The organism is Ferroplasma sp. Type II (assembly GCF_000496155.1).
Genome location: NZ_KI542705.1, coordinates 1 through 12,244 on the forward strand (window position 1 = coordinate 1; position 12,244 = coordinate 12,244).

12 protein-coding genes and 1 pseudogene are annotated in these 12,244 nt (G+C 35.0%); 7 read left to right on the forward strand and 6 right to left on the reverse strand.

Annotation, left to right across the window (positions count from 1 at the left end; all coding sequences use genetic code 11):
• Positions 1–841, reverse strand: a pseudogene (locus AMDU4_RS04620) (hypothetical protein); the annotation flags it as partial.
• An 808-nt stretch (positions 842–1,649) separates the two neighbouring features.
• Here AMDU4_RS04620 and AMDU4_RS04625 point away from each other — a divergent pair.
• Complete coding sequence (locus AMDU4_RS04625; protein ID WP_021786818.1) at positions 1,650–1,814, forward strand: hypothetical protein; 165 nt, start codon at positions 1,650–1,652, stop codon at positions 1,812–1,814.
• A 53-nt stretch (positions 1,815–1,867) separates the two neighbouring features.
• Here AMDU4_RS04625 and AMDU4_RS04630 read toward each other — a convergent pair whose 3' ends face one another.
• Positions 1,868–2,323 (reverse strand): Lrp/AsnC family transcriptional regulator, encoded by a 456-nt coding sequence (locus AMDU4_RS04630; RefSeq protein ID WP_021786819.1) that lies wholly within the window; start codon positions 2,321–2,323, stop codon positions 1,868–1,870.
• A 156-nt stretch (positions 2,324–2,479) separates the two neighbouring features.
• Here AMDU4_RS04630 and AMDU4_RS04635 point away from each other — a divergent pair, with 156 nt between their 5' ends.
• The 4 genes from AMDU4_RS04635 to AMDU4_RS04650 all read left to right on the forward strand — a co-directional run bounded on the left by AMDU4_RS04635 (position 2,480) and on the right by AMDU4_RS04650 (position 7,087).
• On the forward strand, positions 2,480–3,781 hold the full coding sequence (locus AMDU4_RS04635) for an aspartate aminotransferase family protein (protein WP_021786820.1): 1,302 nt from the start codon (positions 2,480–2,482) through the stop codon (positions 3,779–3,781).
• Positions 3,775–5,199: an APC family permease gene (locus AMDU4_RS04640; RefSeq protein ID WP_021786821.1), complete on the forward strand. Its 1,425-nt coding sequence runs from the start codon at positions 3,775–3,777 to the stop codon at positions 5,197–5,199. The genes AMDU4_RS04635 and AMDU4_RS04640 overlap by 7 nt, the downstream gene beginning before the upstream one ends.
• A gap of 103 nt (positions 5,200–5,302) precedes the next feature.
• Positions 5,303–6,841, forward strand: coding sequence for a tetratricopeptide repeat protein (locus AMDU4_RS04645; protein WP_021786822.1), 1,539 nt, complete (start codon positions 5,303–5,305; stop codon positions 6,839–6,841).
• A gap of 81 nt (positions 6,842–6,922) precedes the next feature.
• Positions 6,923–7,087, forward strand: coding sequence for a hypothetical protein (locus AMDU4_RS04650; protein WP_021786823.1), 165 nt, complete (start codon positions 6,923–6,925; stop codon positions 7,085–7,087).
• Positions 7,088–7,569: 482 nt separating this feature from the next.
• Here the strand turns inward: AMDU4_RS04650 and AMDU4_RS04655 are convergent, their stop codons facing one another.
• The 3 genes from AMDU4_RS04655 to AMDU4_RS04665 form a co-directional block, all read right to left on the reverse strand.
• A complete protein-coding gene (locus AMDU4_RS04655; protein WP_290704207.1) occupies positions 7,570–8,112 on the reverse strand; it encodes a hypothetical protein in 543 nt (180 codons plus the stop codon).
• Between the two features lie 75 nt (positions 8,113–8,187).
• Complete coding sequence (locus AMDU4_RS04660) at positions 8,188–8,316, reverse strand: hypothetical protein (protein WP_290704209.1); 129 nt, start codon at positions 8,314–8,316, stop codon at positions 8,188–8,190.
• The gene (locus tag AMDU4_RS04665) at positions 8,306–9,340 is read right to left on the reverse strand and encodes a helix-turn-helix domain-containing protein (RefSeq protein WP_021786825.1); all 1,035 of its coding nucleotides are present in this window, start codon (positions 9,338–9,340) and stop codon (positions 8,306–8,308) included. The genes AMDU4_RS04660 and AMDU4_RS04665 overlap by 11 nt, the downstream gene beginning before the upstream one ends.
• A gap of 357 nt (positions 9,341–9,697) precedes the next feature.
• Here AMDU4_RS04665 and AMDU4_RS04670 point away from each other — a divergent pair, with 357 nt between their 5' ends.
• Both AMDU4_RS04670 and AMDU4_RS04675 read left to right on the forward strand, forming a co-directional pair.
• Positions 9,698–9,877 (forward strand): hypothetical protein, encoded by a 180-nt coding sequence (locus AMDU4_RS04670; RefSeq protein ID WP_290704212.1) that lies wholly within the window; start codon positions 9,698–9,700, stop codon positions 9,875–9,877.
• Positions 9,878–10,656: 779 nt separating this feature from the next.
• Positions 10,657–11,406 (forward strand): NAD-dependent epimerase/dehydratase family protein, encoded by a 750-nt coding sequence (locus tag AMDU4_RS04675; RefSeq protein WP_021786828.1) that lies wholly within the window; start codon positions 10,657–10,659, stop codon positions 11,404–11,406.
• A gap of 294 nt (positions 11,407–11,700) precedes the next feature.
• On the opposite strand, the gene AMDU4_RS04680 is transcribed toward AMDU4_RS04675, so the two are convergent.
• On the reverse strand, positions 11,701–12,244 hold a 544-nt coding region (locus tag AMDU4_RS04680), incomplete at its 5' end, for a hypothetical protein (protein ID WP_290704215.1).

Below are 12,244 nucleotides of genomic sequence, written 5' to 3' on the forward strand. Positions count from 1 at the left end.
CTGAGGATCCCCCGTTGTTACTTAGTATTCCATGATAAATTATTTTTTTATTGCTACTGACCATATCTTCTAAGGATCCGCCACCGGCGACATGAAACTCTATATTCTCATTGTCAAATCTTTCTATTAACGGCAATATTATATCCAACCCCTTTGAATAGTTCAATGCAGCTACAAAAAGAAATTTTAATTTTCTATTATGCAGAGCATAATCTGGATTGAATAAATTAGTATCTACACCTATTGGCAAAATAAAATTATTTTTCATACCATATTTCTTTTCCAAAATAGGCAATAACCATTTCTGTTTTGGGAATATATGCATTCCATTAATATTTCTAAAATTCAGATATATGTAAAATCTACTATATAATTTAGATGCGAAGGATTTTGGGTGAAACATAGTTAACTCATCGCTATGATTGCTGCCTATAACGGGAATATTTCTTCCCCGAAATAATATAGAATATTCATTGGCGAAAAGATAAGCCACATCTGCTCTTCTTATCCGATTATATGTATCATACTCTGTTTTTTTTAAACGTTTAATGTCTTTTCTAATAGGGTTAGATATTATTAACCTGTACATTCTTAAAAAAATATTATCAATATTGGCAAAATTAGTTCTATGTATTGTTATTCTTTTAATCGGACTAATAGTGTTTTGAACATATACGTTGCTAAGTCTTTGCACTGGAGTAAAATCAGTATCCAGAATAAGGACATTGATATCTTCTGGCTTATATTTAACTAAGTTAAGGACATAGTTCTCTGTACCTCTCCCAGTTGATATATTAGCTCGAAGACAAAAAACAATTTCAATAATATTATTATTTTTCATAGTATTCATTTCCATATTCTTTCTATGAGATTGAAGCCCTTACATCTGGATGACTATTTGATATCCTTTCTCATGAATGTAATAAATGAGTTATCCCATTATCTATAATGACATCACCTACATCTTAAGGAAGGAATTTCTCATTTCACATGTTGCTTGCAGAATTCTAAGGTATCATATCTCTCTCGTTGTTTATGTACTCTGCCTCTTCTGCCGAATCATTTAGTTTTATAGATGCAGGCATACATGAAGCAATAGATTATCGACCATTTTCACTTCCGTCTACCAGCAGGTAAGTCATTATAACGATAGAAATGATAAATCTTTCGACCACTTCAATATATTCTCGTATGAAAGAGATTTCTCATTCGAAAATCTTAAAAATCGGTGATAGTTAAATTATGACCAACTGTCCAGGAAACTATGGACACTTAGGCAAGTGACGATTTATGCATTTCATTTTCCAGCAATGTTCTTTGGATCGTCACAGATACTGTAAAAGTTGATGGACATTTAATTTAGATATAGTTCCAAGATACAAAATAAAAGGATATCAACATTAATACGAAGCCACGTAGTTCGACGTTTTATGATAATAACTACTAAATTAATGCTTATCAACAAATTGGAAGAAATGAGAATACGCACTATATATGGTTTTCCACATTATAATTATTTATTTTTTAATCAAAAATTTCATTAATTTATAGCTATATGAGAAATATGACAACAAATAATTGAACACTATACGTTAATTAACGTATACAGAATTCACAAATTATATATAGGATGATAATGTTTAACATTTATGCCTGAAATATATGTAAAAGACGAGATATATAAAAACATATCGAATAGCCATGAAGATGTTACCAAGTTTGTAAACATGGTACTAAACCAGTACGTTGATGCATTCAAAACTGATGGAAATGATGTAATAGAACATTACAGAACACACGGAAACGGAGATTAATCACTAAACTTTTATTTGTGTGTATAGATTAATGAAAGAATCATAATAGCAACTTATAAGTTTACATTACCATAATTCGATCTGCTGAAGTTCTGCAGTACTATATGGGAATCCGTTCTTTCAATTCCATCCATGGTAGATAAGGTATCCATTAATTTTTGGTATTCATCACTATTTCTGCTGATTGTATAAAGGACAAAATCAATATCGCCTAAAAGGAAATCTACACTTACCACACCAGGAAGATCCATCAGTTTTTTCCCCAAATCCTTGTAATATTCTTTTCCGTATTTTGCCCTTACAAAAGTAATAGTATAAAAATCCAGCCCTAGGATTTTATAGTCTATTATTGCTATATTATTCTTTATAATATTAAGCCTTTTCATTGCCTCTATTCTTCTACTTACTGCTGATGGACTATTCAATCCCGTCATAATACCAATTTTTCTTAGTGGGGTATTTGATTGTTTGTGCAGCATTCCTAAAATTTTTAAATCTATTTTATCCATATAATAATATCATATTAAAGGTAATAAATATTATGAAAACATGTAATATTAGAATATTATTCGAATTAATACTTAGTTTCATCAAAATATTTCTAATAAATCAATTAATAAAACAATTATCAAAAATATTATATTCAGTTAGTAGTATGTATTTTTATGATGAATATGAACAAAGTCCATGTACCTCATATAGAAACACCAATACCGGGACCGCGAAGCCAGGACGCACTGTATGAACAGGGTAAATATGAAACCTCGTCAATTAGTTATCCGAGAAGTTTTCCCTTTGCCATTAAATCTATCCGAGATTCTGTTATAGAAGATCTTGATGGAAATCTGTTTATTGATTGGATGACTGGAATATCTGTTTTAAATCTTGGATACGCTAATTTCATAAGAGATGCTGTGAAATTGGAACTGGAAAGTACATGGCACGCATTGGAAATACCTACGGAGGCCAGGATTAACTTCCTCAAGGCACTGAGGAGTTCATTTCCACAGAACATGCAGCAATATAAAACTATTTTTGGAATAAGTGGAGCAGATGCATGCGAAACAGCGGTAAATATTGCACACACTGTCTCAGGAAAAGACGCTTCAACTATAGTATTTGAAGGTGCCTATCACGGTGTATCCGGAGGCATTATATCAGCCACATATGAGAAGAAATACAAAACTGGAAACAATAGTCCAGGATTCAAGGTAGTAAGAGTGCCATATCCCGGTATTTTATGGGAAAATCATTCTGTGGAAGATGTCATAGACCAAATAAAAATTGCTATAGCCCAAAATTCTGTAGATTCTCTTCTTGTGGAACCTATTCTTGGGGAAGGTGGTTATGTAGTTCCTCCACATGGATTTTTGAAATCTCTGAGGAAACTGTGCGATGAAAACAATATTATAATGATAGTGGACGAAGTTCAAACCGGAATGGGACGTACTGGAAAAATCTGGGCATTTGAGCATGAAGATATAAAACCAGATATAGTTTGTGTTGGAAAATCAGTAGGTGGGGGAATCCCAATGTCCCTTGTGTATTATCGGGAAGACTATGACGATGTACTCCCCAGTCCGTTTCATCTGGGAACATATAGGGCTAATCCTCTAGCTCTTGCTGCGGGAACTGAGGTGATCAAGAGGACACCGGCAGTTATTGATAGTGTTGTTTCAAGAGGGAACAAATTGCTGAAACAGTTTACTGAAATTGAAAGCGATACCATAGCCCAGGTACGGGGAAAAGGATTTATGATAGGTATAGAGCTGGGTTATGACGGAAAGCCCATGGACTCTAAATCAATGGAAAAATATAAGTTAGGACTTATTAAAAATGGATTAGTTATGCATACATGTGGGCACTATGGCGATACGTTCCGGTTTATGGCGGCCCTTAACATAGATCAGGAGCTTCTTAACACAGGTATGGAGATATTCTCAAAGGTGGTGAGAACCAGATGGTAGATATGCTAAGAAAGAACGAAGGGGGACTCTGGTCAGGAACATTCCAGGCCATATCCTATGTTGCACCTGCTGCTACGGCCGCTTCCTTTCTTGTGGAAGAAACTCTCTACGTAGGGGCCTCTACAACCTTTGTATTCCTTCTGGCGCTTATAGGTGTCAGTTCTGCAATGTACATGAATTACGTTTTCTCTGGTAAGATTTCTCACGCTGGAGGATATTATGCATATGTCCGTGCTGGCCTTGGCCCAAAATGGGGGATATTCTCTGGATGGCTTTATTTTGTTAATATACTGGGTGCTCTTGCAGGTTTCGCAGTGTTATTCTTTGCCGGTGTTCTCTGGCCGCTAATTCCACAGCTGGCGTCAAACCCATTTGGCTGGATTCCCCTGGCTTTTATACCATTAGTACTTATCCTTGTACTTCTATATAGAGGATTAAAGCCATCTCTTAAATATACCATTATTGGAGGCCTAATTGAAGTAACTACTTTAATAATTATCTCCCTAGCTATTATTATCAGGCTTGGTTCACATAACACCCTGATACCATTTACTCCACATGGAAATTCTTTCGGCAATCTTGGCCTGGCTACAGTCTACTCAATATTAGGATTCGTGGGGATAGGTTCGGTAATTACACTTTCAGAGGAATTACATGAACCCAAAAAAACTGTAAAGAAATCAATAGTTGTGGGTATGCTAATCACGGCCGTTGTATATGTTCTTGTTTCATACGCAATGGTTGCGGGATGGGGTATAAATAAGATAGCATCATTTTCAAGTGCCACTGATCCAGGATTCACTGTTGTAGATAATTACTTTGGTCCTATAGTCATGATTATATTTATCATCGTTACACTTAACAGTTTCCTATCCAATGGAATTGCCGAAGGAAATGCATTCAGCAGGGAAGGTTTTGCCCTTGCCAGAGATGGAATTGTATTTCCTAAATCCCTTGCAACAGTGCACAAGAAATTTGGTTCCCCAAATAAAATAATCCTGATAGAATGGGTTGTTATAGTTGCCATGACACTGGTGGGAGGACTTATTTTCGGCCCATTTGAGGGCGCTGCAATAATAACAGCGGTAAATGGTGTTGCCTTGTATATAGTACACATACTGGCGAACTTCTCCCTACCCATATATGGAAAGAAAACATTGAAACTTAAAATGAAGGGACTACTGCCCCTGGCTCTTGGCCCTCTACTGGCGACCGTTGTTTATGCTTTTGCCATATATGGAGAATTTGTTCCTATACCTCCATTTCCTGGAAACGTGGCCCCATATTCAATAATAGCTGCGGTATTGGTTGGAATCGTGTTAACTGTGGTTCTTATTTATAAGAAACATGCATCGGATATGGATATTATAGGCACGGAACAGGATCATATAAAGGAAGAGGCCATTGGAGAAAAATAATTTGTAATATTTTTAACATTATTTTATTTTTATTTAACTTCAATCTTGGTGTTTATGCTTTTTTCATATTTTAAGGTGGTAAATATAGTGTATTATTTTAGTTATGCCTAATAGGTGTCATGCTTCATTTTTTCCCGGAGTAATAGAAAAAGCAATCAATTCTATGGATAAAAACGATTATTCAGCGGCGATGAACCAGATAGACATGGCTATTGCATCAGACCCCTCAAATCTGCAGTACCGTTCTGTTAAGGTAAACCTTCTGGTTGAAATGAAAAACTATCATGGTGCACTGAAGGAGCTCCAGGCAATGGAAACGATGGATCCAAATTTATCAGTTATTTATTGCCTCGAAAGCCAGTGCCTACTCAATCTCGGCCGCAATGATGAAGCAATACAGGCCGCTGACAAGTCGCTCAAATATGACCATTCTTATTTTCCGGCTTACAGCAATAAGGCAACTGCCTTAATGAATATGGGATTTTTAAGCGATGCCATCGAAACCTATTATGAGGCAATAAAACTTAATCCAGAGGATGCAGATTCACATGCATCTCTGGCTGACCTCCACTTGAAAATGGGTAATTTTGCATCAGCAGGGGAAGAGGCTAATCTTGCGATTAAAATGCAAAGTGATAATATAACTGCGAATAATGTTCTTATTTCTATAGCCAAATCTACGGGAAATGTTGAATCCTACATAAAATCTTTAAGCAATGCGTATTTGAATACTTTTGATGAGGAATATATATTGCAACTCACTAACTGCCTGTACGTTTCCGGAAGAATAGTGGATGCAAAGAAAATAGCGGAGAGATTTTATAAAATGTATCCAAACAATATTGGTTTTCTGGACAATCTGGCACGTATATACCTGCTGGAGAACCGATTTGACAGATCCGAAAAAATTTATAATTATTTCTTATTAGCAAACAATAATTTATACGCCAATTTAAGATATATCACATTTTTAAATGAGGCAGAAAAATATTCAGAAGTACTAAAAAAGGTTGATAAGTTAATAAAAAAATATCCTGACAGTGAAGGATTTGTATATAATAAATTTTATGCCCTTTCCCTTACAGGTGACCACAAGAATGCAATTCTTATAATAAAAGGACTTTATACCCAGAATCCACACTCAATTTTCTATGCCATAGAATATGCCATTGAGATGATTTTTCTTGGAAATTATACAGAATCCCTGAGAGTATTAAATAGTCTGGAAGGCAAAAATAATATTCCTGAACTATTTATTGCTCTTTGGACTGTTTATCTTCTAATGAATGAACCTGAAGCCTCTACCAAATATGCCATAGAAGCCATAAAAAATATGGTAGATGATGATTTTCTTGCTGAATTTCCAGAGCAAGTTATAGATAGCTACCTGGACATTGGATGGGTATCTGAGTCTCTGGACTTTATTGATAAAATAATAGAGATGACGGAAGGGGAACTGAGAGATATATGCATTGCCTGCAAAGCATGCCTGTTGGGAACTGATAATTATGATAAGGGGCTTAAAGCATTGCAGGGTATCGGTGATAATGCAAAAATACGGCACATCCTGTATAATATACTTAAATTCAATAATCCGGCAGTCAAAAATTTCATTAAAATGTATATGAATGAGAAAAATTGAGATCAATAATACATAATTACACGTTTATTGACGTATCAGATATTCACAAATTTTATATATCATATTTATGCTTAACATATAATGCCTGAAATATATGTAAAAGATGAAATATACAAAAATATAATGGAGAGCCATGGAGATGTATCCAAATTTGTTAATAATTTTTTAAATCAGTATCTGAATGCATTTAAACAGGAAAGTACTGATGCTATGACTTTTTATACAAGGCACGGAAACGGAGATTAACTTTCCAGGCTATATCATGTTAAGGCTCGGATTCCTAGGGAATAAATGAATTGCAATTATCTATTGTTTGATTAAACATTAAATTAGAAGTGAGTCACTAGAATAAGTCCTTATAAATGGAATTATGGCGATTGTTTCCGTAAAATACTCTATACGCGGTTGATTCCAGTAAGGAATTATGAAGATAGTGGTATATACTGATTGCACGTAAACAGTGATCTGTGCAAATGGAGCGTTCATACCTTAAAGAGGTAGCTCGGTAATTGCCAGTGCCCTTAAGACTTAGTAATAAGTTCTTGCACAACCCTTCGAACTGTGAGGAATGAAGAAAAAAACTTTGGTTGAGTAAAGCATAAACAGGCTTTTATCTATAGTGGACGGACAATGCATGTATCATCTCATTCAAAAGAATGTAAAATTCACGTTAAATAGATGAGGACACAACAATCTAGCGGAAAAACTCAATCTGGAAAGATGGTTTGTCAGATAAGAGACAGTAGTTTTTCTATGAGTTCTTTGCCATCCTTATAAGAGACACGATCCAGCGATGAGTTTTCCTCTATAATTCCCTCTTCCATGAATCCTCTTAGGAAATCAAACTTGGATATGATTAGAGATAACAAATCAAATCGGGCAAATTGAAATGACCGGCTCTGAAGCAATGCAAGAATATCACCGCAATCCTTGATAAACTTCTCATTTAAGTGGTCTTTATTCAGAGTAGTTTCAGAAGATAAATCATAGTATCTGTCCCATGCCGCCTTCAATTTTAGTAATAAGAGCATTGCGATCTCCGGAACAATGACTTGAAAGCTGGACTCAAAGGAATAGGAAATATTAGTTGTCTTAGTTTCATATTCTATTTCTTCTAAATTGCGTATTTTGCCTGTTCCGTGGAATCGATCTTTTTTTGGAAGAAAATCTAGATAAATTTCACCAGAATCTAAACTCTTTAAAAAGAGTGTGTTTCCTTCAGGATCTTTTTCTTTACTATAATGCCTGGTGGAGTATAGATGTTCTTTCAATGAGTCTTTAAAACGAGTAGTCGCGATCAAATCGATATCGAGCGAATATTTCCAGGGGTTAACTGAGTGAACTGCCTATCCTCCAATGAGAATTATATCACCAGTTCTATAGCCACTATTTCTAAGACTCCAGTTAAAGATGTACCTGAGTTCTTCAAAAGAATCACTGGCCAGATTAGTTTCACTGGATTTTTCATTTGCCAATGTTGCCCACCAGGTCCTTTGCGGCTATCCTTCCATCCATTCCCAATCCTGTGAGGTCCAGTATATTCTGGCAAATATCTACAACTCGTATACTATTGAAAACCTTCGAAGACTTCATGACGTTTCTATCTGGCACGTATACCTTCAAGCGACAACCACCTGCTTCTTTTTCAGAATAGGTTCGAATGAACGCTCTGTCAGATGGGTTAGGAAGATAGATATATACAGTATCTTCCCTCATTATAGAAGATCCATATGAAATGGCTGACGAATGGGCTGTGAAAGCATAATCTATTCCAAGTCTGTTAAGATTCATGGCGACTTCAGTTACACACTGGGTTCCTGTATGGAAATTTGTGTTTATTGTCTCCACAAGCAGACCATCAAGGGCTCTTTCCCACGAAACTACGTTTAGAAGTTTGTCCAAGTCTTTGATTCTTAAGATATAGTCAGTAGTTATTATTCCAGAATTTTTAAGCTCATGAATTATGGTATTTACCCAGCCGTATGAAACACCAGTTTTTTTGGAAATGGCAAGGATACTGGGGGACTTATCGCTCATTAATGAGCAGATAACTCTCCATGCCTTTTCAGAGGTGATCCTTGATTGGGTTCCCGTTAAGCGCTTTAAACGAGAATTTTCTTCAGTTATGGCAACTGTTGGAGATAAGTAATTGTATAACTTTGGAGGAATAAGAATCATAGTCACACCAAGCCTGTCGGCAAGTTCATTTGTACTATACTTCATTGATTTCCCTGCACACACTAACTGAAGTGTTTTTCCTCCAGCCATTTTCTTATTAATTAAATGAGAGAGTGCGTATATTCTGTATATAATATCTTCATTTATTCTAGATGCGATTTCAATTAAAGTAAGGGTATTTTTTGACTTAATTACAAGGTCTATGTGTAATTCTCTCTCACCAATACGTATGGAATATTCTCTTTCTATCTCCGAATCTAATGGAATTTTAAGTTCTTCAAGAATAAATTGATAAACTGGCCCTAATTCTTCATTCCTCATTATATCTGTATTTTATGATAGTTTATAAATATATTCACTGATAACTATCTGTAAATACAGATATGTTAAATACCTATTAGTGATAGTAATTCAAAGAATAAGAGAATGGATAGAGTAGGATTTGAACTGTGTCTTTCTCTGAGACTGAATTTACTTTTTACAATTTAATCTTGTATAATGATTTTAAATATAACCGAGGGTAAAGGCAAAAACTACGCAAAAGTGAGAACTTTTAATGTTTCGGTCAGTAAAGCATGTCAGAGTGATCCAAATAGAATATAAAATTAGACACAATATAACCACAATTTTGGTAATACCGTTACATAAAAATATAATATTGGTTGATATATATAAGTTATGACCCGGATTAAGATGCAGGAAGTCCTTGATGAATTAGCGTTACACGGTAAAGTTGTATTTACTATAAACGACGCATCAAGGATAATGAATAAACCAAAAAACTATGTATCAAAGCTTCTTTCAAATAACAAAAAAGTCAAAAGGATTGAGAGAGCTATGGTGATTATATCCCGTTAGATGAATAATTATTTTTGTTGGAAGATCTCCCTTAAAATACGAGGTATTGGAGAATTCATGGCGTATGTAGCAGTTTACTTATATGCATGACGGTACCTAGAAGGCACATTCCAGCCCATTATCATCATAACATTTTTTATTTACCCAACCGCATATAAGCGGCATAGTGAGAGAGGAAAGTATTATATTAATGATGGTCATGGAATAAATATCTATGAAATAGCCTCACAGGTTGTATTTCCATCCTACATAAGTACATTTGCAGCATTTCAATTCCATTCAGTTACAGATCAGTTTATTATTAAGTATACCGTCATAACACTAAAACGACATAGGTCTATCACAATAGAAAACTATGCACTGGAATTCATAAAGATTCAAAAAGACCATTTCTTCGGCTATAAGAAAATAGGCAATGCATATGTTGCTACCATAGAAAAAGCGATCATAGATTCCTTATACCTTAGATCACCTCCATTTTCATACGTCGAAGAGGCATTTGTGGAAGCACTACACAGAAAAATGATCAATGTAGATTTGCTTGTAAATTTTGCCTTAAGAATGAAAAAAAGGTAATTGTAAAAAGAGTTGCGGTACTGTTGCGAACACAAAACATTAATTCAAAACTATTGCAGGAGGGCTTGTGATGATAGATGAACATGATTTGATGGAATTCTCCAGTAAATTCAGAGATATTAGACAATTAGAAAGGGATTATTTGCTCATTTTACTTCTTCGTGAAATATATTATGTTTTCACTAACGACTTGATTTTCAAAGGTGGTACTTCACTCAAGTATTTTTTCAAATCTATCTACAAAAAACAGTTATGAGGTAAAGGGGTATGATATTGGTGACACGTTTCCATCGGAGAAATTTGATTTGATAATACATATGGCAGCAAGGGGATTGATCCGGAAGTCCATAGAAATGCCCTATGAGTATTTCGAAGACGATCTTTCACTGACACTTAAGTTTCTTGAAAAGGCCAGAAGGGACAATTCAGATTTTGTCTTCCTCACATCAGGCTCCATAGCTAAACCCACAAATCCTTATTCTCTTTCAAAAGTTCAGTCAGAAGAGTGGATTAATTTATACAGGGAACTATACCATACCCGTTCATATATCTTGAAATTTTTCAATATATATGGTCCTGGTAGCCAGAAAGGCGCTGTTTTTCTTTTCACAAAAGCAGCATTAAACAAAGAGGAAGCCATAGTATATGGAGATGGAAACCATAAAAGAGACTATTTCTACATTGGAGATATGAAAAAAGTAATCGGTCTTATACTGGACAGGAAAATTAAACCGGGTGATTACCAAATCGGTACTGGAGTTAAAACATCCGTAAATGACCTGATTGACATAGTAAAGACAATTACGGGAAATGACCTCAAAGTAAAGCACCAGCCATATATACTGGACGAGGCTGAAGAACTTTTAGCATCAAACCCTCTAATAAAGGATTATACCTCCCTGAATGAGGGTATAAGAAGCGTTGTAGAATACATTCAACAGGCTGGTCTTTAGTTATTAAAATATATCAGTGCACTGGATGTTTCTTCCACTGAGAATGAATTTACTTTTTAGAATTCAATATACAAGAAAGCCATTGAATTTATGATGTGGATGAATTATTGGGATAAACGTACATTTATTCAATAAATAATAAATTAACCAAATATTTTAAGAACTTCCCCGTGGTGTAATTTTTAAAATGCTCTTAATAATATTAATTTTTAAATATTTATCATAAATTATTAAGTTCAAAAAATAATATTAGGGTGTTGTCAAACTAACCATGCTTTCTGTCACATAGTTTTATCACCTATTCTTTTTCCTGACAATTATCACACCAACAAGAGCTACTACTGCAACTATGGCTCCAATAATAATACCCTCTTCAAGAATTGAGAGTCTAAATGGAGGAGGTGGTGCAGTTGGCAGAACGGCTGCTGGGCTATATGTCCAGTAAAGGGTAGGATCACCACTGAGATTGTATACTTTGAGAATCACAGTATAGTTTGATGTTATTGTTATGCTGAAATTCTTGTCCTTAACACCATTTATATATATGGAACTGTTCAGTACTTCTGATATCGTAGCATTTTTCATGTCGTTATATGGTATAGAAACTAACAAGGTTCCATTCTTTGTGGCTGTGAAATTTACTGCCACGAATCCTTTTTCGTCCAGGACGTCAGATACCGTAACATTGTATCCTATTGCAGTCGTTGCATTACGGGTCATGTTAGAGCTTACCTTTGATGGCTCCTTCAACAGATTAAAATTCAAAGTCATTGAAGAGGTTATGTCTATTTTCTTAGACGTTGGGAAGTATCCATCATGATAAACCGAAACTGTATGT

Excerpts from the sequence above, each read along its gene's own strand:
- AMDU4_RS04625 (WP_021786818.1), top strand. The coding sequence starts at position 1,650 with ATGCCTGAAATATATGTAAAAGACGAGATATATAAAAACATATCGAAT.
- AMDU4_RS04630 (WP_021786819.1), bottom strand. The coding sequence starts at position 2,323 with ATGGATAAAATAGATTTAAAAATTTTAGGAATGCTGCACAAACAATCA.
- AMDU4_RS04635 (WP_021786820.1), top strand. The coding sequence starts at position 2,480 with ATGATGAATATGAACAAAGTCCATGTACCTCATATAGAAACACCAATA.
- AMDU4_RS04640 (WP_021786821.1), top strand. The coding sequence starts at position 3,775 with ATGGTAGATATGCTAAGAAAGAACGAAGGGGGACTCTGGTCAGGAACA.
- AMDU4_RS04645 (WP_021786822.1), top strand. The coding sequence starts at position 5,303 with ATGCCTAATAGGTGTCATGCTTCATTTTTTCCCGGAGTAATAGAAAAA.
- AMDU4_RS04650 (WP_021786823.1), top strand. The coding sequence starts at position 6,923 with ATGCCTGAAATATATGTAAAAGATGAAATATACAAAAATATAATGGAG.
- AMDU4_RS04665 (WP_021786825.1), bottom strand. The coding sequence starts at position 9,340 with ATGAGGAATGAAGAATTAGGGCCAGTTTATCAATTTATTCTTGAAGAA.
- AMDU4_RS04670 (WP_290704212.1), top strand. The coding sequence starts at position 9,698 with ATGACCCGGATTAAGATGCAGGAAGTCCTTGATGAATTAGCGTTACAC.